The organism is Rhodoplanes roseus, from assembly GCF_003258865.1.
In the GTDB taxonomy this organism is placed as follows: domain Bacteria; phylum Pseudomonadota; class Alphaproteobacteria; order Rhizobiales; family Xanthobacteraceae; genus Rhodoplanes; species Rhodoplanes roseus.
Genome location: NZ_NPEX01000103.1, coordinates 1 through 19,390, shown reverse-complemented (window position 1 = coordinate 19,390; position 19,390 = coordinate 1). Strand labels below are relative to the sequence as shown.

The window sequence follows — 19,390 nt, the reverse complement described above, 5'->3', positions numbered from 1 at the left end:
GCCCGCGACCTCGGGCGCAAGCGCCAGGACCAGCGCGGTCGCTGGAAGCACCGGGTGCAGATCGAAGGCGCCGCGGCCCCGACCTGGGTGGATGCGGCGCAGATCTTCGCGCGCGCCCTCGACGCCAAGGCCGCGCGAAAGCGCGCCTGCCACCATCGCGACGAGGTTGCGCCCAGCCTCACCATCGTCGAGGCGCTGATCGAGCTCGCCGGGCAGCCGGAGCCGGCGATCGAGGACGCCTCACCGGCCGAAAAGGAGCATGCCGATGTCTGAGGTCGCCGCCCGAGCCACACCTGAAATCACCGTCACCGTTTCTGCCGAGCAGATACACGCGCTGATGATCAACAGCATGGCGAGCGTGATTCTCAGAGAGCGCGCGGCCGTGATGATGGAAAACCCCCAGGGGAGTGTGCTCCGCCCCTCCTTCGAAGAGCGGCTGCGAGTCGCGGGCTTCACGGAGCACGAGATCGCAGCATTTTACGATGCGGCTGTGGACCGCGCGATCGAGCGTGACCACGCCACGTCGACTGTGGCGCCTGCCGAGGCGGCAGCCGAGGGCCTTGCCCAGGCCACCCCCGAACCCTCGCCCCCGGAGCCGCTGCTGCCGCTCGGATTCCAGTGGGCCTGTGTCGAGGTTTTCGGTCATCGACGGCACTTCGGACGGTGTGCCGAGGAGGAGCGCTTCGGCGCCAAGATGCTCCGGGTCGACGTGCCGGAACCGGCGTCCGACGTGCCGTTGCACGTCACCTGGACGACGCACTACTACGGCGGCGGCGCGATCTTCTCCTACACGCTCACCGACGAGGAGACCGTCATGTCGGCGAATCGGCGCCACGTCTCCCCCTATGCGAAACGGATCGCACCGCCGCAGCCGCAGGCCGCCGACGCCGATGACGCAGACGAGGTGCTCGACGGTGTCGACGCCTGCGCCGTCAAGAGCGACGACGACCGGCCGTTCTGAAAGGTAGCTGCGGTGGCGGCTTCGCGCCCAGACTATTCCCCCAGGTCGCGCCCGGCGCGACATCCGCCGCACGGCGCTTGGTCCGCCGAGATGCGTGCGGATCAGGCCGCGGCTTACCTGGACTACGAGACGACGGGGCAGCTCTACGCCGCCGTATCTCGGGGCGAAGCGCCGCGCCCGACCGCCAGCCGCCTCAGGGACGGGCGACGCGAAAATGTATGGGCGCTCGAGTCGCTTCGACGCCACGTTGCAAACCGCCACGAGATTTCGTCCGATGTCGACATCCCCCGGGAGTCCATCGGGAGCCTCATATGAAGCACCGGATTCGCACCGTGCAGCCCCTGCCCTCCTACACTCGCCGAAAGCCGCTCGCTGGCGGAAAGTGGGGCTACTACTTCGAGCCGCCGGGCTGGGCGGTGGTGCCACCTGCAGGCGATGACCGCGGCCCGTGCCCTGTGGGGGCGGAGGCACTCGGGACCGACTACGATGCCGCCGTTCAGCGGGTGGAACGTGTCTTGCTGCCGCTGTTCCACAATTGGAGGACCCGCGGAGATATCGATCTTGCGCCTGCCGCCGTCACCGAGGGCACACTCGACTGGCTGTTCGCCGCCTACCGCCAAAGTGACAAGTTTGGAGCGCTCGACCGAAAGACCAAGGCTCTGCACGAACGCGGATTCGCGCTGGTTGGCAATTACGCGTTGAAGGACGGCCGGCGGCTGGGCACCGTGCGGCTGACACAGATCGACACGACGGTTGTCGATCCTCTGTACGCAAAGCTGCTCGTTACGGGCGGTAAGCGCGCAGGCGGGCCCCGACGAGCTGGCGAGGAGCCGCTGCCCGGCGCGGCAGAGCACCGAGAGCGCCGCACGACGATCAACCATGCGATGAAGTCGTGTCGTCGCGCATGGAACGTCGTCCGCCGCAAGCGATCCGATCTCGTGCCCGCTACTAATCCCTTCGCGAAAATGGAGCTGCGTGAGGTCAGGCGGCCGACACCGACCGCATCATACGAGGACCTACAGGCAGCTGTCGCGCAGGCCGACGCCACCGGTCTTCCCTCTCTCGCCACCGCGCTCATGGTGACGTGGGAGTGGTTGCAGCGGGAGGAGCACATCTTCACGGCGTTCCGCCTCGATCACTATCGGCCGAAGGACCACCCGGACGAGGTGCTCATCGTCCACCCGAAGACGGGCGAGGAGGTTTGGGTGCCGCTGTTCGACGAGGCGGGCGCCTCGTTGTTCCCCGAGCTGATGATGCGCATGGACGCACTAAAGCGCGACCGCATCGGTCAGGGCCCCTTTTTCGTGCGCGACTGGTGCGACCGCAGCCGCCGGACTCCGCTGCCTTGGGCGACGCCGAAGGGCGGCCTCGATCTGGTGCGGAAGAAGAGCAAGGCTGTCCTCCTCGGGGCCGAGCTCGCGGACGATCTCAGCTTCACGTCGTTCAGGCACGGGGGATTGACGGAGCTGGGCGACGCTGACCTGACCGACACGCAGATTCGCGCCCTCTCCCGCCAGACCAAGGCCGTGCTGCCCCGCTACGTCAAGAAGACCCAGCGCCAGATCATTGCGGGGACTCGCAAGCGCCGCGCTCTCCGCCCGGTGGCCGCCGAGCACGACCAGGAACCTGGGCAGCTCTCGTTCGACCAGCTCATGGGAGGCAAGTGATGATTACGTCCGGCTCATTCCAACAGAATGAAATTCATCAATCGCTTCAATACGGGAACGAACCGGGTAAATGTCGGAATGCGCCTAGAAACCATTGGCGGGCCGCACGCTTAGAAGGCTGCTGCTCTATCCGACTGAGCTACGGGGCCTCGGGCCGGCGGTGAGGCAGCATGGCACCTCACGCCGCCGCGCCGGCAACTGCCATATAGCGGATCCGGGTCGGGGCGCGCCAGCCCGCTACCCGCCGCTCCTCACCCGAACCGGTCCGGCTGCTGGTTGGCGGCCAGCACCGAGTGCCAGAACAGGCCATCGGTGTCGAGCTGCTTCGCCCCGGAGAGGATCAGCGAGGTGGGAACGTGGATGAAGGTGCCGTGCAGCAGCCCCACCACCATGCCGGTCTTGCCCGCCATGGCGGCATGCACGGCCTGACGGGCGAACATGTCGCACAGCACCGCGTCCTCGCAATTCGCCGGCGTGCTGCGGATCTGGTAGCCGGGGTCGAAATACCGCAAGGTCAGCGGCAGGTTCTCGGCCGCGAAGCCTTCGGCGATCGCCTTGGCCAGGAACGGGCCGATGTCCTTGAGCTTGACGTTGCCGGAGGCGTCGGTGGCGCGCGGCTCGGCCGGGAAGAGATCCTGTCCCGCCCCTTCGGCCACCACCACGACGGCGTGGCCCCGGTCACGCACCCGCGCGGTCAGCGCGGCGACGAAGCCGCCCTTCCCGTCCAGCCGGAACGGCACCTCAGGCACGAGCGTGAAGTTCACGTCCTGGCTGGCGATGGTGGCGCCGGCCGCGATGAAGCCCGCATGCCGGCCCATCAGCTTGACCAGCGCCACCCCGTTCACGACGCTGCGCGCCTCGTTGTGGGCGGCGTCGATGACGTGGCGGGCCTCCTCGAGCGCGGTCAGGTAGCCGAAGGTGCGGTCGACATAGAGAACGTCGTTGTCGATCGTCTTCGGCACGCCGACCACGGCGAGCGCGTGGCCGCGCGCCTTGCACGCCTCGTAGAGTGCATAGGCGCCGCGCTGCGTGCCGTCGCCGCCGATGCAGAACAGCATGTCGATCTTGCGCCGGATCAGGTTCTCGACCGCGGCGTCGATGTCCACCGGCCCGCGCGACGTGCCGAGGATCGTGCCGCCCTGCTGGTGGATGTCGTCGACGCTGGAATGGACCAGCACCATGGGCTCGTGGTGATTGCGCGGATCGAGGCCGCCGTAGCCCATGCGGAAGCCGATCACCTCGCGGACCTCGTATCCGCCGTGCAGCTCACGCACCAGCGAGCGGATCACGTTGTTGAGGCCGGGGCACAGGCCGCCGCAGGTGACGATGCCGGCGCGCACCCGCGGCGGATCGAAATAGAGATGCTCGCGCGGCCCGGCGAGCTCGAACAGCGGTCCGGGGTCGTCCGGGCGATCCGGAGCGCGGACGATATTGGCCGGAATCTTCTCGTCGTCGGAGACGAAGCCGGAGCGCGGCGACAGATGCTTGCAAGGGCCGAGAGTCGTGATCATCAGGGGGCCCCCTCCGTCGGGGCACCGAGCGGCCCGACATGCCAGACCCGCTCGCAGTAGTCGCGGATCGAGCGATCGGACGAGAACTTGCCCATTCGGGCGACGTTGAGGATCGACATCCGGGCCCAGGCCTCCGGGTCGCGCCACAGCGCGGCGACGCGTTCCTGGCAATCGACATAGGCCTGGTAGTCGGCCAGCACCATGAACGGATCGTGCCACAAGAGCCCGTCCAGCACCGAGCGGAACAGGCCGGGATCGCCGCCCAGCCCGCCGGAGCCGATCAGGTCGACGACGGCACGCAGCTCCTGGTTCTGCTCGTAGACGGCGCGCGGATTGTAGCCGGAGGCTTTCGCGGCGCGCACCTCGTCGGCCGTGAGCCCGAACAGGAAGAAGTTCTCCGGCCCGACCTCCTCGCGGATCTCGATATTGGCGCCGTCGAGCGTGCCGATGGTGAGCGCGCCGTTGAGCGAGAACTTCATGTTGCCGGTGCCGCTCGCCTCCTGGCCGGCGGTCGAGATCTGCTCGGAGACGTCGGCGGCCGGATAGATCGCCTGCCCGGCCTTGACGCTGAAGTTGGGGAAGAACACGACCTTGAGCCGCCCCCGGACGTCGGGGTCGTCGTTGACGAGATCGCCGGTCGCCGTGATCAGCTTGATGATCAGCTTGGCGACGTGATAGCCCGGCGCCGCCTTGCCGCCGAACACGAAGGTGCGCGGCACCATGTCGAGGCCCGGGTTCTCCTTCAGGCGCCGGTAGAGCGTGAGGATGTGCAGCACGTTGAGGTGCTGGCGCTTGTACTCGTGGATGCGCTTGACCTGGATGTCGAACAGCGACTCCGGATCCACCGAGATGCCGGTGCGCTCCTTGATCACCGCGGCGAGCTGCTGCTTGTTCTCGCGCTTCACGTCGCGCCAGCGCTTCCGGAAGGCGGGATCCTCGGCATGCGGCTCCAGCCCGCGCAGGGCTTCGAGCCTGGCCGGCCAATGATCCCCGATGGTCTCGGTCACCAGCCGCGACAGCGCCGGATTGCTGGCGAGCACGAAGCGGCGCGGCGTTACGCCGTTCGTCACGTTGCAGAACCGCTCCGGGGACATCGCCACCCAGTCCGACAGGACCTGGCTCTTCAGCAGCTCGGTGTGGAGCGCGGCGACGCCGTTGATGGCGTGGCTGCCGACGCAGGCGAGATTGGCCATGCGCAGCGAGCGCCGCCCCTGCTCCTCGACCAGCGACATGCGGCGCACCCGGTCCTCGTCGCCCGGATAGACACGGCGGATCCCGTCGCACAGGCGGCGGTTGATCTCGAACACGATCTCGAGATGGCGCGGCAGCAGCGCCCCGAACAGGTCGATCGGCCAGGTCTCCAGCGCCTCGGGCAGCAAGGTGTGGTTGGTGTAGCCGAACGTCTTCTGGGTGACGTCCCAGGCGTCGTCCCATTCGAGGCCGTGGTCGTCGAGCAGCAGCCGCATCAGCTCCGGCACCGCGACCGCCGGATGCGTGTCGTTGAGCTGGGCGGCCCAGCGCTTGTGGAAGGTCTCGGGCCGGCCGCCGAAGCGCAGATGCGCCCGCAGCATGTCCTCGATCGCGCAGGCGACGAAGAAGTACTGCTGCTTCAGCCGCAAGGCCTTGCCCTGGGGCGACGCGTCGTTCGGATACAGGACCTTGGAGATGGTCTCGGTGGTGACCTGCTCCTCGACGGCGCGCGAATAGTCACCGACGTTGAAGGCCGCGAGGTCGAAGCTGTGCACCGCCTCGGCGCGCCACAGGCGGAGCAGATTGCAGGTCTTCACCCGGTAGCCCAGGATCGGGGTGTCGTGCGGCACGCCCTTCACGATCTCGGCCGGGATCCAGCGGACCCGGTATCGCCCCTGCTCGTCCGTGTAGGGCTCGGTATACCCCCCGTACCGGACCGAGACGGCACGCTCGGGCCGCGCCAGCTCCCACGGATAGCCGAGATGGAGCCACTTGTCGGTGAGCTCGACCTGCCAGCCCTCGCGGATCTGCTGGCTGAAGATGCCGAACTCGTAGCGGATCCCGTAGCCGATCGCGGGAATCTCGAGGGTCGCGAGCGAATCCAGGTAGCAGGCGGCGAGCCGCCCGAGGCCGCCATTGCCAAGCCCCGGCTCGACCTCGTGCTCGATCAGGTCCTCGAGCCGGACGTCCATCCGCCACAGCGCCTCGCGCATGGCGTCGTAGATGCCGAGATTGACCAGGTTGGCGGCGAGCTGCGGCCCCATCAGGAACTCGGCCGAGAGATAGGCGACGGTCCGACCCTCGGGCCGATGCAGGAGGGCGTCGAGCGACTGGACGCCGCGCTGGAACAGCCGGTCGCGCACCGCATAGGCGGTGGAGAGATAGAAATCGTTCCGGGAGGCCGTCGCCGGGTGGCGGCCCTGAAAGTAGTAGAGGTAGTCGCAAACGGCTTGGGAGAGGTTGCCGGGATCCAGGCCGGTGCGAACGTCGCGGCTTGGTTCGGACTGGGATTCACCCTCGTTGACGGACGGATACATGAAATAACCGAGCTCCTGATATCGGTCGGCCATCCAGGACGGCGGACACGTCACAATCGGCAATGGCCTACGATTCCGTGGTTATAGCACGGTGTCGTGTCATCCGATCGGGCGGGCGAACCCTGATGCCGGGAGCTGCCGAATTTACCAGCAATTGCCAGTCGTTGAAGCCGGGCTGGAGCCTCAGTCGTCGGGCCAACGGACGATGACGGCGTAGAAGCGCTGATCCCAGCCCGCCGGCCACTCGTTCCCCGCCGCCACGACGTCACCCGCATAGGTGGCGAGCGCCATCAGGCCCTCCGGGCTGACCGGCCGGACCTCGAGGAGGGCCCAGGCCGCCGCGTCGACAGCGGCGTGCAGCCGGTCCAGCTCGGACCGGGACGCTGCGCCCGGCGCGGTCTCGGCAGCGGACAGCGCGTCCCGATAGCGCGCGTGCGACGCACGATGCGCCTCGATCGCGGCCATGACCGGATCTTCGAACGACCCCATCGACCCACACTGACGGCAAGGCACGTCGACGGCTGGACCTCGGTCCGTCGATCGTGGTCAATCCATTGGGAGCAAAAAACATCGGAAGGCGGGCGACGGACGGCCCCACGGGACGGCCGCCCATCCGGCGCCCTTCGCCCGGTCGGCGAAGAGTGCCGTCCGCACCTAACACAAGAATTGAAAAGGCTTGTATACGTAGTGGCCTCTAACCCGAACCGACGATGGCTCGGGTCGGCAGGTCGGCGGAACGTCCGGACACAATCCGCACGCGTACCTCACGCCTCGTCCGGCTTGCGACGCATGAAGTCGAAGTCGCATCCCTCGTCGGCCTGCAGCACCGAAGTCCAGTACAGCCGCGCATAGCCGCGCTCGGCCCAGGCCGGCTCCTGCGGCGCCCCCGTCGCCGCGCGTCGGCGCTCCAGCTCGGCGTCGTCGACCAGCACGTCGATGCGACGGCCGGCGACGTCCAGCCGGATCATGTCGCCGCTCTGCACCAGCGCCAGCGGGCCGCCGTCGGCCGACTCCGGCGTGATGTGCAGCACGATGGTGCCGAACGCCGTTCCGCTCATGCGCGCATCGGAGATGCGGACCATATCCTTGACGCCCTGGCGGCCGAGCTTCTTCGGAATCGGCAGATAGCCCGCCTCCGGCATGCCGGGCGCGCCCTTCGGGCCGGTGTTGCGGAGCACCAGCACGTCGTCGGCGCGCACGTCGAGATCGGGATCGTCGATGCGGGCCGCCATGTCGGCCGTCGACTCGAACACGACGGCCCGGCCGGTGTGCTGGAGGAGCGACGGCGTCGCGGCCGAGTGCTTGATGACGGCGCCGCGCGGCGCGAGATTTCCGCGTAGCACCGCGACGGCGCCGATCGGCTTGATCGGGTTCTTGGCCGAGCGGATCACCTTCTGTCCCGGCACCTCCTCGGCCGCCGCGACGACGTCGCGCAGCGTGCCGCCCGCGACCGTCGGCGCGTCGAGGTCGATCAGCGGGCCGAGCTGCTGCAGCAGCTTGGGCATGCCGCCGGCGTGGTGGAAATGCTCCATGTAGTGGTCGCCGGACGGCTTGAGGTCGACCAGCACCGGGACGTCGCGACCGATCGTGTCGAACGTCTCCAGGTCGATCTTGTGCTCGGTGCGGTTGGCGATGGCGGTGAGATGCACGATGCCGTTGGTCGAGCCGCCGATCGCCTGGAGCACCACCTGGGCGTTGCGGAAGGCGGCCGGCGTCAGGATCTCGCTAGGCCGCGGCCCGCCCGACACCGCCATCTCGGCGGCGCGCCGGCCGCTCGCCTCGGCGATGCGCACGCGCTCGGCGTGCGGGGCCGGCACCGTCGCGCTCATCGGCAGCGACAGGCCGAGCGCCTCGGTCATGCAGGCGATCGTGGAGGCCGTGCCCATCACCATGCAGGTGCCGACGGAGGGTGCGAGCCGGCCTTCGACCTCGCCGATCTCCTGCTCGTCGATGTCGCCCGCCCGATGGGCGCTCCACAGCCGCCGGCAATCCGTGCAGGCCCCCAGCACCTCACCTTTGTGATGACCGACCACCATCGGGCCGACCGGCACGACCACGGTCGGGAGATCGACGCTCGCCGCCGCCATGATCTGGGCCGGCAGCGTCTTGTCGCAGCCGCCGATGACGATGACGGCGTCCATCGGCTGCGCCCGGATCATCTCCTCGGTGTCCATCGCCATCAGGTTGCGCAGGAACATCGAGGTGGGGTGTGCGAAGCTCTCGTGGATCGAGATGGTCGGGAACACCATCGGCATGGCGCCGGCGAGCATGACGCCGCGCTTCGCCGCCTCGATCAGAGCCGGCATGTTGCCGTGGCAGGGATTGTAGTCGCTGCCCGTGTTGGTGATGCCGACGATCGGCCGCTCCAGCGCGTCGTCCGAGTAGCCCATCGCCTTGATGAAGGCCTTGCGCAGGAACAGCGAGAAGCCGGCATCCCCGTAGCTCGTGAGGCCCTTCCGCAAACCCTTGGTCATTGTTCTGATCTCCTTCTCGGTCCGCGTGGGGAGCCGGCGCTCGTCCGTGGCGACGTTTTTCGGGGCGCCCGCAGCGCGGCGCGCCCGCCGGTTGTTCTTCGGCTGGTCGAAGCCGGACTAGTGGGGTTGCAGCCCGGCCTTGGCGACGATGTCCCGATAGCGAATCCGCTCGGCCGCCGCAAACGTCGCGAACTCGGCCGGCGTGATCGGCGCGGCGACGGCGCCGATTTCCATCAGCTTGGCGGCCATCTCGGGGGTGCCGTAGATGCGCTTGATCTCGGCGGCGATCTGCTCGACCACGGCGGGCGGCGTGCCGGCGGGCGCGAACAGGCCGTGCCAGGACGGCGCGTCGAAGCCCGGCAGCGTCTCGGCGATGGTCGGCAGGTCGGGCGCGGTCGGGCTGCGCTCCGTGCTGGTGACGGCGATGGCCCGCACCGTGCCTGACTTCGCCAGCGGCCAGGCGAAGGTGATGTTGTCGAAGGCGAGATCGACATGCCCGCCGGCCAGCGCCGCGGCGACGTCGTTCGAGCTCTTGTAGGGGACGTGGACGAGCTTGATCCCGGCCATCATCTGGAACAGCTCGGCCGGCAGATGGGTCGCGCTGCCGACGCCGGACGATCCGTAGACCAGCGGCTCGGGCCGCGACTTGGCGTAGGCGATCAGCTCGCCCACCGTCTTGACCGGCAGCTTGGGCGTGACGGTCAGCAGGTTCGGCACCTTGGCGAACAGGCTGATCGCGACGAAGTCCTTGTCGGCGTCGTAGCGCGGATCCTTGTAGACGAACGGCGCGATCGCCTGGGTGCTGGCGGTGCCGACCAGCAGCGTGTAGCCGTCGGGCTTGGCGCGGGCGACCCAGGCGGCGCCGAGCGTCCCGCCCGCCCCGGCCTTGTTCTCCACCACGAACGGCACCTTGTACTTCTCCTGCATGCCCTGGCCGAACAGGCGGCCGAACATGTCGGTGGTCCCACCCGCCGCGAACGGCACGACGACCGAGACGCTTCTGGAGGGCCAGCTCTCCTGCTGCGGGGCCGGCTGAGCCAGGGCCGTGAGCCCCGTCGCGAGCAGCAGGCTTGTCGCCCGAGCCATCAGCTTCAGCATTCTTCGCTCCCTTCGATGTGTCGTTATTGTCTTTTCGTTCTCGTCTTTTCGGCCGCCCTCGGACCGCCGCTCTCTCGATCGTCCGACGCACCCTCCCCGACCACGGCGAGGCCACGCGAAAGATCGGAGCCGATCCGCGCCAGGTAATCGGACTTGCTGTTCTGCAGATGCGCGACGCAGAGCTGCGCCAGCGCCCAGCGGTCGCGGCCAGCCAGAAGCTCGATCATGGTGTCGTGCTGACGCACCGACGCCGCGCGGCCCGCCCGGTCGGCGAGGTTCTTGGCCCGCATCGGCAGCGTCAGGCCCATGTAGTCCTGCAGCGTGCGCACCAGATACGGGTTGCCGCAGGCCGAGAACAGGACGAGGTGGAACGCGTCGTTCGCCTCGTGGACGCCGCGCAGATCACCGGTGTCGACGCAATGCCGGTAGCGCGCCTGCGTCACCTCCAGCTCTGTGACGACCTCGGCGGGCGCCGGCAGCGGGATCATCAGTGCCGCCTGCCGGGTGAGGAACTCGCGCACCTCGTAGATCTTCACGACCTCGTCGGCCGAGTAGGACCGCACGGTCGCGCCGACGTTCTTCTCGCGGCGGACGAGACCGGCCTGCTCGAGCTGCGCGAGCGCTTGGCGGATGCAGTGGCGGCTCGCCCCGTGCCGCGCCATCAGGCGATCCTCGATCAGCCGCGCACCGGGCGCGAGCCGGCCGAAGATGACGTCCTCCTCGATGCGGCGGACGACCTCGCGGAGTGCCGCGTCACGCGTGATCGAGGGGGAGAGGTCGGGCATGGGGCCGCGGTTCGGCGAACGGGATGGAGCCGACGAGGCTCGACCTTCGGGTCGAGATTGTCAATAATCCAAGTCCATTCTTCCGGAATCGACCAATCGAATAGCTGGATTATCGAGAATGGGTGCGTGATCCAAGTGCCCCGGTCGCGCGTAATCCGTCCGTGCGCGCAAAAAAACCGGCGCGGACACACACGACAAGACCGGAGAGCGCCATGACCGCGGCCCTGGACGCGAACACGCTGGTGATGATGGAGCTGGCCCTCGGCCTCGCCGTCGCGCTCGGCTTCGGGTTGCGCGAGCTGTACCGGCTGCGCGCCCGTCCCGAGCCGGTCCGGGTTCGGGTCAAAGCCCCCCGCCGCTGACCGGCGCCGCCGGCCTCAACCGGTCGGCGACTCGGTGGCGGCCTCGTCCGCGTCCGGCAACACGCCGGTGCCCGGCGTCTTGCTCGAATCCGTGAGGTCGGGATCGGCATGCGGGCCGGCCGGCGGCATGTCCTCGTCGCTTGTGTCGGGCTTGCGCGGGGTCTTCGGGTCCTGTGCCATACCGGACCAATCGAGCCCCTGCCCTGCGGTTCCGGCACGACGACGTTCGCCTGAATCGCGGCTGCGCCATCCCGGATCGACCGAACTTGATCTCGGCCCGGCGGGCGGTATGGCTTTGAGGACGCGTCGCGCACGGCGGACCTTCGCCCGCCGCCCGCCGATGCCGGGCCAGGTCGCATGCCTCAGCCGAACGGAGCCGACGACCGACACAGGCGCCTGTTCGGGCGCTACTGGGAGAGCGCGTCGGGCTTCTGGAAGCGCCGCTCGGCACGGGTGAGCTGGCCGCTGACCATCGGCCTGATCGCGATCGTGCTCGCCCAGCTCGCGGTGCAGTACCAGCTCAACTACTGGAACCGCGACTTCTTCAACGCCCTGGAGCGCCGTGACCAGACGGGCCTGTGGACCCAGGTGGCACTGTTCGCGCCCTTGGCCTTTCTCAGCGTGAGCCTGTCGGTCACCTCGGTGTGGGCGCGGATGACCACACAGCGCAAGTGGCGCGAATGGCTCACCCAGCACCTGCTGGCGACGTGGCTCGGCGAGGACCGCTACCAGCGGCTCGGCTCGGTCGACGGCGAGCACCAGAACGCCGAGTACCGCATCTCGTTCGACGCCCGCATCGCCACCGACGCGCCCGTCGACATGGCGATCGGACTGTTGAACGCGGTGATGACGGCGCTCGTCTTCATCAACGTGCTGTGGTCGGTCGGCGGCGACTTCCACTTCGTGCTGGCCGGACGCGAGCTGACGATCCACGCCTATCTGGTGGTCGCCGTGATCGTCTACACGTTGGTCTTCACCACCGCGATGGTGTTCGTCGGGCGCAATCTCACATCGGTCATCCAGGCCGAGAACCAGGCCGAGGCCGAGCTGCGCGCCGCCACCAACGAGATCCGCGAGCTCGGTGAGCGCACGCCCCCGGCGCCCGTGGAGCTCACCGAGCTGCGCGACGTGCGGACCGCGCTGACCGGGGTGCTGACGCGGTGGCGCCAGCTCTGCTGGCAGCTCATGGGCACCACCATGGTGTCGCAGACCGACGTCCTGCTTGCGCCGGTCTGCGCCTGGATCCTGTGTGCGCCGAAATTCCTCGCCGGCGAAATGTCACTCGGCGAGCTGACCCAGGCCTCGGCCGCCTTCGTTTCCGTCCAGGTGGCCTTCAACTGGTTCGTCGACAATTACGCCCGGGTCGCCGAATGGCGCTCCTCGGTGAACCGCGTCGCCACCCTGCTGCACGCCCTCGACGACGCCGACGGCATTCCTCGGCGCACCGCGATCGAGTCGGATCCGGGGCACGTGATCTGACCACGACGATCGACGTCGCCCGAGGCCGGGCGCCCGGCTGAATTCCCCTTCGCGACGCTTGCCCGACGCCTGCGGCCCCGAAGCCGACCCGCGCGGTGGCCCTCGGCCGCCGCCTTCGGCTTTTACCCCCTGCCCCTTGACGAAGCTCGATCGTTTCCGATATATCGTTTGTACGTAACGGAGATCATATCACCATGAGACATCGCAATCACCACCACGACGACGACGGTCCGCGGCACGGCCATCACGGACACGAGCACGGCCGCTTCCACTTGTTCGGCTGGTGGGCCAATCGGGCCGACGGCGACCGCCGCGGCGACCCGCGTCTCGGCGACCGGGATGCCGGCGACGGCCCGCGCGGCCGTCCCCATCGGCGCCACGGCCACGACGGCCCGCCGCGCGGCGAGCGTGACGGCTTCGGCCGCGGCGGCGGCGGACGCTTCTTCGGGTCCGGCGACCTGCGCCTACTCCTGCTGTGGCTGATCGGCGAGAGCCCGAGCCACGGCTACGAGCTGATCAAGGAGGTCGAGAAGCGCCTCGGCGGCACCTATTCGCCGAGCCCCGGCTCGGTCTACCCGATCCTCAGCCTGCTCGAGGACATGGGCCAGATCCGCGCGACCTCGACCGAGGGCGGCAAGAAGCTGTTCGAGATCACCGACGACGGACGCCGGGCCATCGCCGAGGAGCGCGCCACCATCGACGGCATCCTGAGCCGGATCGCCATCGTGGCGCGGACCATGGGCGGCATGCGCCCCCCCGAGCCGATCTTCCAGGTGTTCCAGACGCTCAAGACCGCGGTCGCGCTCAATCCGCGGCCGTGGACCGACGACGAGGTCGCCCGGGTGTGCCGGATCGTCAACGCCGCGATCGCCGAGATCCAGGCGGACGACCGGGACGCGGGCCTCCCGCCCGCGCCGCGGTCGTGAGCCCGACGACGAGGTGATCCGATGAAGCACCGCTACGCCGTTCGCATCGCCGACACGTCCGCCCGCGCGGACGGATCGGCGACGCCCGAGGACATCGCCTTCGAGGTCGAGAGCCACGACGACCTCAATGCCATCGTCGCCAAGATGACCGAGCGCAAGATCTTCGACGAGGCCGAGACGAAGGCGTTCTGTGTCGGACTGAAGCTGCTCGGGGGCGTCCTCCTGCAGCATCGGGCCGACCCGCTGTTCGCCGACTTCGCACCTGCCTTCGGCGCCTTCATGAAGACGCTGAAGCGGCCGGCGGCGTCGTGAGACCACCGGCCGGCCTCGGGTTCGAAAGCTAGCCCTCGCGGTTGGGGGTGCCGAGGACGTGGACGTCGGGCGGCAGCATGGCGTTGTCGAACGTCTGGGTGAACATCGCCGCGGCGAAGAACGCCACGGCGCGGAGGGTCTCGCCGCCGGTGTTGACGAGATCGTGCCGGACCGGGGTCGGCAGGACGAAGACGCTGCCCGGCCCGACGGCGTGCTTGGTGCCGTCCTCGAGCCGCAATTCGCCGCTGCCGGAGAGAATGTACTGCGTCTCCTCGGTGGCGTCGGTGTGCCAGCCGAGCCGGCCGCCCGGCTCGATCTCGTAGACGATCGTCGAGGACTGGGTCGTCCCGTGGCCGCCATACGCGGCGAACGCACCGGCCCATCGCACCGCGGGGTCGTCGACCCCGCCGACCTTGGCACGCGGCAGATCATTCGTCTGAACAACGAAAACAGCGCTCACGCCGACCTCCCAGGGTGACCATGATGAGCCGCCCGCCTGCGGGCGGGCGGATTAGACCATGATGGTAGCTGGGCGCCTGCGGCGTTGCGAGCCCTGGTTGTTTTGAGCGCCGGATTTACACGTGCAATTGAAGGGCCCGCGTGCGGCCGATCGCGCGAGCGACGATGTTCAGGCGCGCAGCCGTGCTGCGATCGCCTGCAGACCGACGAACGCCACGTCGGGATGAACGATGACGGACGTCGGGATCGCGGCCAGATAGGGCTCGAAACGTCCCTTCGCCTCGAAGCGGGCACGGAACTCCGAGGACGCGAAGCGCTGGCCGAGCCGGGGCACGATCCCGCCCGCCACGAACACGCCGCCGCGCGCCCGGAAGATCAACGCGAGGTCGCCGGCGACGCTGCCCAGCATGGCGCAGAACATGTCGACGGCAGCCCGGCAGACCGGGCACGTCCCCTCCTCTGCCAGCTGCGTGATCTCGGCGGCGCGGCGCGCCGGCACGAGGACCCCGTCCACGGCCGCGATGGCGGCGTGAAGCGCCTCGATTCCGGGTCCGGACAGGGCACGCTCGGCCGAGACGTGACCGTAGCGGCGGCGCAGCAGCGCGACGACGGCGGCCTCCCGGTCGGTGGTCACGGCCAGCGTCGCGTGGCCGCCCTCGGTCGGCACCACGACGGATCCGCCCGGCCCCGGCACCAACGCCGCGACGCCGAGCCCGGTCCCCGGGCCGAGCACCACCATGGGTCCATGCGGAACCGCCGCACCGGCGCCGACCGCGAGCAGGTCGCCGGGCGCCAGGCTGGCCAGCGACCAGCCGACCGCCTCGAAGTCGTTGACCAGCACCACCTGCGGAATTCCGAACGCGGCCCGCAACTCGGCCGCATCGACCACCCACGGGCTGTTGGTGAAGCGACAGCTGTCGCCCTCGACCGGCGCGGCGACCGCCAGCACGGCGCCAGCGAGGCGCAGCCCGGGCCCTTCCGCCCGCAGCACGGTCGCCATGGCGTCCTTGGGGCCCGGATACTCCGAGACCTTCAGGTGCCGGATCGCGCCGAGCCGATCGGTCATCAGGGCGAAACGCGCATTGGTGCCGCCGATGTCGGCGAGCAGGACGGCGGCACTCACGATATCGCTCCTGTCCGGTCAGCTCGCGGCCGAGTGGGGACGCGGCGCCGTCGCGCGGATCAGGTCGGCGTACCAGTGATACGACGCCTTGGGGATGCGCTGGCCGGTCGCGTAATCGACATAGACGATTCCGAAGCGCTGGCTGAAGCCAGAGCTCCACTCGAAATTGTCGAGCAGCGACCAGACGAAATAACCGCGCACGTCGGCGCCGGCGGCGCGTGCCTGGTTCATCGCACCGATATAGGACTTCAAGAATTCGATGCGGTCCGGATCGTTCACGGCGCCCTTCTCGTCGACGACGTCCGGGTTCGACCGGCCGTTCTCCAGCACGTAGACGGGGAGCCCGTAGCGTTTCGACACGTGGAGCAGAGTGTCGCGGAACGCGTCCGGCTCGATCGGCCAGCCGAAGCTGGTGCGCGGCACGCTGTCGGGCGCTGCGCCCCAGCCGACGCCGATCGGGTTGTCGTCGAACGCCCGCATGTAGAGCGGCGAATAGTGGTTGAGGCCGAACCAGTCGATCGGCCGGCAGATCCTCGCGATGTCGCCGGCCGCGATCCACGGCTCCATCAGATCGGCGATCAGGGCGGGATAGTGGCCGAGGAGCTGCGGATCCGCGAAGGCGCCGTTCCAGTAGGCGTCGAACAGCGCCGCCGCCTTGACGTCCTCGGCCGCCGGCGTCGCCGCCCGGGACGGCTGGATGTTGTGGACGATGCCGAGAGACGCGTCCTTCACCAGCGAGCGCAGCACGTCGATGGCGCCGCCATGGGCGAGATTCACGTGGTGGATCGCCCGGTGGAACATGGTGCGGTCGGCGATGCCGGGCGCCTGCCCACCCATCACGAAGCCGAACAGCGTGAACACCGACGACTCGTTGAAGGTGGCGAAGCGCTTCACCCGGTCGCCGTAGCGGCGGGCGATCAGCGCGGCGTAGTCGGCGAACCAGAAGGCGCAGTCGCGATTGGCCCAGCCACCGAGGTCGCCCAGCGCCTGCGGCAGGTCCCAGTGGTAGAGGCACAGCCACGGCTCGATGCGGGCCTCGAGCAGCGCGTCGATCAGCCGGTCGTAGAAGGCGAGACCCGCCTCGTTGACGGCGCCGCGGCCCTTCGGCTGCACGCGCGGCCACGCCACCGAGAACCGGTAGGCGCCGACCCCGAGCGCCTTCATCAGCGCGACGTCCTCGGCGTAGCGATGGTAGTGGTCGCAGGCGACGTCGCCGGTGTCGTTGTCGGTGATGCGGCCCGGCTGGCGGCAATAGGTGTCCCAGATGCTCGGGCCCTTGCCGTCCTCGGCAGCGGCCCCCTCGATCTGATAGCTGGAGGTGGACACGCCCCAGACGAAGGGAGCGTCGGATGCGGCGGCAACCGTCGCGGGCGCGCGCGTGATCATGCTTGTCCTTCCCTCGCAGGGCCGAGCGGCGACCCGCAAACGCTACGCTCGGTGGCTTGCCGAAGTGTTGATGGTGGTCAAGGCGGGACGACGGCGCGGCGCACGGAACGACCGGAGCATTGCTTACGGAGGATCTCGGAGTTCCCCGGCGGCGCCGATCGGCAGACAATCGTCGCGTGGAGCGCCGCTGCGGCGACGCGGGCCCGACGTCCAATCCCTCCGCGCGACACTCGTTCCCTGCGGGCGGGCCCGCCTCCTCACCGCCGATCGCAACGGTCCGGCGTAGAGGGTGTCATGGGCAATACGACGAAGATCGTCTTCATCGGGGCCGGCAGCATGTCGTTCGGCCTCTCGATGTTTCGCGACCTGATGTTCTCCGAGACGCTGCGCGGCAGCACGCTGGTGCTGGTCGACACGGATCCGGCGGCACTCGCCCGCTCCGCCGCGCTGGGGCGCCTGATGAACGAGCGATCCGGCGCCGGGCTGGTGATCGAGACCACGACGGACCGGCGCGCCGCTCTCCCGGGCGCCGACTTCGTGCTCAACGCCACGGCGATCGACCGGCTGCATCTGTGGCGGCTCGATTTCGAGATCCCGAAGCGGCACGGCATTCGCCAGACGCTCGGCGAGAACGGCGGGCCCGGCGGCCTGTTCTTCACCCTGCGGACGCTGCCGATGGTCTTCGACATGGTGCACGACATGGAGGAGCTCTGCCCGGACGCGCTGTTCGTCAACTTCTCCAATCCGGAGAGCCGGATCATCCTGGCGGTTGGCACGTACAGCCGGATCCGCGCCGTCGGCCTGTGCGAGGGCGTGTTCGGCAGCCGCGGCCACGTGGCGAAAGTGATGGGCCTGCCGGACGAGGCCGTGGACGTCTGGGCCGCCGGGCTGAACCACTTCCAGTGGCTTCTGCAGATCCGCGATCACGTCACCGGCGCCGACCTCTATCCCCGCCTGCGCAAGCGCGAGCCCGGCTTCGATCCCGCCTTCGCACCCCTGACCCGGTCGCTGTTCCACGCCTTCGGCTTGTGGCCGACCTGCGGCGACGGCCACACGGGCGAGTATCTCCCCTTCGGCTGGGAGGCGGACGGCGGCACCGGCGGAGGCTACGACTTCGCCGGCGACGAGGCGGTGCGGGCCAAGTTCCACGGCGAGGTCGAGACGGTGCTGGCCGGCACCATGCCGGTGCCGGACTGGTGGCTCACCCCGGCGGGCGAGCGCGGCGCCGCCGTGATCGCCGGCGTCACCCACAACCAGAAGCGCTTCATCGAGTCGGGCGTCGTGCTGAACCGCGGCGCCGTTCCCAACCTGCCGGCCGACCTCGCCGTCGAGGTGCCGATCGTGGTCGATGCCGCCGGAGTGCATCCGGTGTCGCTCGGCCCCCTCCCCGATCCGATCGCCAAGCTGCTCACCGTGCCGGCCGGGGTGCAGCAGCTCGCCGTCGAGGCGGCCGTGCACGGCTCCAAGGAGCTCGCCCGCGAGGCGCTGCTGATCGATCCGGTGGTCGACTCCGCCCGCGCCGCCGACGCGCTCCTGGACGAGCTGTGGGAGGTCAACCGGCCCTTTATCCGGGCCTGTGTCTGAGCCCATGCCGGCGGCGCGAACGGATGTCTCGACGGAGGTGGACGCATTGGATTAGGTTGGGACTGCACAGCGCGCCGGCACGCACGAGTCGGCCGGAGGATCGGAGAGGTCCGGTGCGGGTCAAGGATTTCATGACGAGCCCGGTGATCACGATCGCGCCCGAGCGCCCGATCGCCGAGGCCGCGCAGCTCATGATCGACAACCGGATCAGCGGCCTGCCCGTGGTCGACCCGGCCGGCCGCCTGGTCGGCATCGTCAGCGAGCGCGACCTGCTGCGCCGCCGCGCCAATGGCGGGCCGGCGCGCCGCCCGCACTGGCTGCAGCTCATGACCGAGCGTGCCGTGCTCGAGCACGAGCCGGAGCGCTTCCACACGCTCAAGGTCGGCGACGTGATGACGGGGACCCCCCTCACCGTCACCGAGGCGACGTCGATCGAGGAGGCCGGCAAGCTCCTGGAGCAGCGCCGCATCAAGCGGTTGCCGGTGGTGCGCGGCCAGACCGTGGTCGGCGTGATCTCGCGCTCCGATCTCCTGCGCGCCCTGCCCCGCGCCCTCGGCCGGGCCGAGGCCGCCGCCAAGCACGATCCCTCGATGACCGACGAGCGTCTGATCGAGCTCGAGCGCCAGTACTGGCTGCAGCGCACCCGCGGGCCGAAATAAGCGCCGCCGTCATTCCGGGCGCGCCGCACAGCGGCGAGCCCGGAATCGATACTCACGGGCCGGGGTCATGGATTCCGGGCTCGCGGACCGGTGGTCC

At 69.2% G+C, this 19,390-nt stretch carries 19 protein-coding genes; 9 read left to right on the top strand and 10 right to left on the bottom strand.

The window, feature by feature from the left end; translation table 11 throughout:
* From CH341_RS34260 to CH341_RS15890, 3 genes are all read left to right on the top strand, one after another.
* On the top strand, positions 1–273 hold a 273-nt coding region (locus CH341_RS34260; protein WP_170149649.1), incomplete at its 5' end, for a hypothetical protein.
* The gene (locus CH341_RS35285) at positions 266–961 is read left to right on the top strand and encodes a hypothetical protein (protein ID WP_210208356.1); all 696 of its coding nucleotides are present in this window, start codon (positions 266–268) and stop codon (positions 959–961) included. The genes CH341_RS34260 and CH341_RS35285, both read left to right, overlap by 8 nt.
* Positions 962–1,272: 311 nt before the next feature.
* Entirely contained in the window at positions 1,273–2,628 is a 1,356-nt protein-coding gene (locus tag CH341_RS15890; protein ID WP_111419987.1) for a hypothetical protein, read from the top strand.
* A 251-nt stretch (positions 2,629–2,879) separates the two neighbouring features.
* Here CH341_RS15890 and CH341_RS15885 read toward each other — a convergent pair whose 3' ends face one another.
* From CH341_RS15885 to CH341_RS15860, 6 genes are all read right to left on the bottom strand, one after another.
* Positions 2,880–4,139, bottom strand: coding sequence for an ATP-dependent 6-phosphofructokinase (locus tag CH341_RS15885; RefSeq protein WP_111419986.1), 1,260 nt, complete (start codon positions 4,137–4,139; stop codon positions 2,880–2,882).
* Entirely contained in the window at positions 4,139–6,646 is a 2,508-nt protein-coding gene (locus CH341_RS15880; RefSeq protein ID WP_111419990.1) for a glycogen/starch/alpha-glucan phosphorylase, read from the bottom strand. The genes CH341_RS15885 and CH341_RS15880 overlap by 1 nt, the downstream gene beginning before the upstream one ends.
* A 183-nt stretch (positions 6,647–6,829) precedes the next feature.
* Positions 6,830–7,111, bottom strand: coding sequence for a hypothetical protein (locus tag CH341_RS15875; protein WP_146604492.1), 282 nt, complete (start codon positions 7,109–7,111; stop codon positions 6,830–6,832).
* A gap of 299 nt (positions 7,112–7,410) precedes the next feature.
* On the bottom strand, positions 7,411–9,120 hold the full coding sequence (locus CH341_RS15870; RefSeq protein ID WP_111419984.1) for an IlvD/Edd family dehydratase: 1,710 nt from the start codon (positions 9,118–9,120) through the stop codon (positions 7,411–7,413).
* Between the two features lie 117 nt (positions 9,121–9,237).
* Positions 9,238–10,218 (bottom strand): Bug family tripartite tricarboxylate transporter substrate binding protein, encoded by a 981-nt coding sequence (locus CH341_RS15865; RefSeq protein ID WP_245431086.1) that lies wholly within the window; start codon positions 10,216–10,218, stop codon positions 9,238–9,240.
* A gap of 23 nt (positions 10,219–10,241) precedes the next feature.
* Positions 10,242–11,003, bottom strand: a complete 762-nt coding sequence (locus CH341_RS15860) for a GntR family transcriptional regulator (protein WP_111419983.1) — start codon at positions 11,001–11,003, stop codon at positions 10,242–10,244.
* Between the two features lie 212 nt (positions 11,004–11,215).
* Between CH341_RS15860 and CH341_RS34255 the strand changes: the two genes are divergently transcribed.
* Positions 11,216–11,365: a hypothetical protein gene (locus tag CH341_RS34255; protein ID WP_170149648.1), complete on the top strand. Its 150-nt coding sequence runs from the start codon at positions 11,216–11,218 to the stop codon at positions 11,363–11,365.
* Between the two features lie 15 nt (positions 11,366–11,380).
* On the opposite strand, the gene CH341_RS34250 is transcribed toward CH341_RS34255, so the two are convergent.
* Positions 11,381–11,545 (bottom strand): hypothetical protein, encoded by a 165-nt coding sequence (locus CH341_RS34250; RefSeq protein ID WP_170149647.1) that lies wholly within the window; start codon positions 11,543–11,545, stop codon positions 11,381–11,383.
* Positions 11,546–11,722: 177 nt separating this feature from the next.
* On the opposite strand from CH341_RS34250, the gene CH341_RS15855 reads away from it, so the two are divergent.
* From CH341_RS15855 to CH341_RS15845, 3 genes are all read left to right on the top strand, one after another.
* On the top strand, positions 11,723–12,844 hold the full coding sequence (locus CH341_RS15855; RefSeq protein ID WP_111419982.1) for an SbmA/BacA-like family transporter: 1,122 nt from the start codon (positions 11,723–11,725) through the stop codon (positions 12,842–12,844).
* 194 nt (positions 12,845–13,038) lie between these two features.
* The gene (locus CH341_RS15850) at positions 13,039–13,770 is read left to right on the top strand and encodes a PadR family transcriptional regulator (protein ID WP_111419981.1); all 732 of its coding nucleotides are present in this window, start codon (positions 13,039–13,041) and stop codon (positions 13,768–13,770) included.
* Positions 13,771–13,791: 21 nt separating this feature from the next.
* Positions 13,792–14,082: a DUF3861 family protein gene (locus tag CH341_RS15845; protein ID WP_111419980.1), complete on the top strand. Its 291-nt coding sequence runs from the start codon at positions 13,792–13,794 to the stop codon at positions 14,080–14,082.
* Positions 14,083–14,110: 28 nt separating this feature from the next.
* On the opposite strand, the gene CH341_RS15840 is transcribed toward CH341_RS15845, so the two are convergent.
* The 3 genes from CH341_RS15840 to CH341_RS15830 all read right to left on the bottom strand — a co-directional run bounded on the left by CH341_RS15840 (position 14,111) and on the right by CH341_RS15830 (position 17,050).
* Positions 14,111–14,542, bottom strand: a complete 432-nt coding sequence (locus tag CH341_RS15840; RefSeq protein WP_111419979.1) for a cupin domain-containing protein — start codon at positions 14,540–14,542, stop codon at positions 14,111–14,113.
* A gap of 168 nt (positions 14,543–14,710) precedes the next feature.
* Positions 14,711–15,664, bottom strand: coding sequence for a glucokinase (gene glk, locus CH341_RS15835; protein ID WP_111419978.1), 954 nt, complete (start codon positions 15,662–15,664; stop codon positions 14,711–14,713).
* Between the two features lie 18 nt (positions 15,665–15,682).
* Complete coding sequence (locus CH341_RS15830) at positions 15,683–17,050, bottom strand: GH1 family beta-glucosidase (protein WP_111419977.1); 1,368 nt, start codon at positions 17,048–17,050, stop codon at positions 15,683–15,685.
* Between the two features lie 294 nt (positions 17,051–17,344).
* Here CH341_RS15830 and CH341_RS15825 point away from each other — a divergent pair, with 294 nt between their 5' ends.
* Positions 17,345–18,634 carry a family 4 glycosyl hydrolase gene (locus tag CH341_RS15825; RefSeq protein ID WP_111419976.1) on the top strand — a complete coding sequence of 430 codons (1,290 nt, stop codon included), beginning with the start codon at positions 17,345–17,347 and terminating at the stop codon, positions 18,632–18,634.
* A gap of 113 nt (positions 18,635–18,747) precedes the next feature.
* On the top strand, positions 18,748–19,293 hold the full coding sequence (locus tag CH341_RS15820) for a CBS domain-containing protein (RefSeq protein WP_170149646.1): 546 nt from the start codon (positions 18,748–18,750) through the stop codon (positions 19,291–19,293).
* The last annotated feature ends 97 nt before the right edge of the window (positions 19,294–19,390 follow it).

Excerpts from the sequence above, each read along its gene's own strand:
- CH341_RS35285 (WP_210208356.1), top strand. The coding sequence starts at position 266 with ATGTCTGAGGTCGCCGCCCGAGCCACACCTGAAATCACCGTCACCGTT.
- CH341_RS15890 (WP_111419987.1), top strand. The coding sequence starts at position 1,273 with ATGAAGCACCGGATTCGCACCGTGCAGCCCCTGCCCTCCTACACTCGC.
- CH341_RS15885 (WP_111419986.1), bottom strand. The coding sequence starts at position 4,139 with ATGATCACGACTCTCGGCCCTTGCAAGCATCTGTCGCCGCGCTCCGGC.
- CH341_RS15880 (WP_111419990.1), bottom strand. The coding sequence starts at position 6,646 with ATGTATCCGTCCGTCAACGAGGGTGAATCCCAGTCCGAACCAAGCCGC.
- CH341_RS15875 (WP_146604492.1), bottom strand. The coding sequence starts at position 7,111 with ATGGCCGCGATCGAGGCGCATCGTGCGTCGCACGCGCGCTATCGGGAC.
- CH341_RS15870 (WP_111419984.1), bottom strand. The coding sequence starts at position 9,120 with ATGACCAAGGGTTTGCGGAAGGGCCTCACGAGCTACGGGGATGCCGGC.
- CH341_RS15865 (WP_245431086.1), bottom strand. The coding sequence starts at position 10,218 with ATGCTGAAGCTGATGGCTCGGGCGACAAGCCTGCTGCTCGCGACGGGG.
- CH341_RS15860 (WP_111419983.1), bottom strand. The coding sequence starts at position 11,003 with ATGCCCGACCTCTCCCCCTCGATCACGCGTGACGCGGCACTCCGCGAG.
- CH341_RS34255 (WP_170149648.1), top strand. The coding sequence starts at position 11,216 with ATGACCGCGGCCCTGGACGCGAACACGCTGGTGATGATGGAGCTGGCC.
- CH341_RS34250 (WP_170149647.1), bottom strand. The coding sequence starts at position 11,545 with ATGGCACAGGACCCGAAGACCCCGCGCAAGCCCGACACAAGCGACGAG.
- CH341_RS15855 (WP_111419982.1), top strand. The coding sequence starts at position 11,723 with ATGCCTCAGCCGAACGGAGCCGACGACCGACACAGGCGCCTGTTCGGG.
- CH341_RS15850 (WP_111419981.1), top strand. The coding sequence starts at position 13,039 with ATGAGACATCGCAATCACCACCACGACGACGACGGTCCGCGGCACGGC.
- CH341_RS15845 (WP_111419980.1), top strand. The coding sequence starts at position 13,792 with ATGAAGCACCGCTACGCCGTTCGCATCGCCGACACGTCCGCCCGCGCG.
- CH341_RS15830 (WP_111419977.1), bottom strand. The coding sequence starts at position 17,050 with ATGATCACGCGCGCGCCCGCGACGGTTGCCGCCGCATCCGACGCTCCC.
- CH341_RS15825 (WP_111419976.1), top strand. The coding sequence starts at position 17,345 with ATGGGCAATACGACGAAGATCGTCTTCATCGGGGCCGGCAGCATGTCG.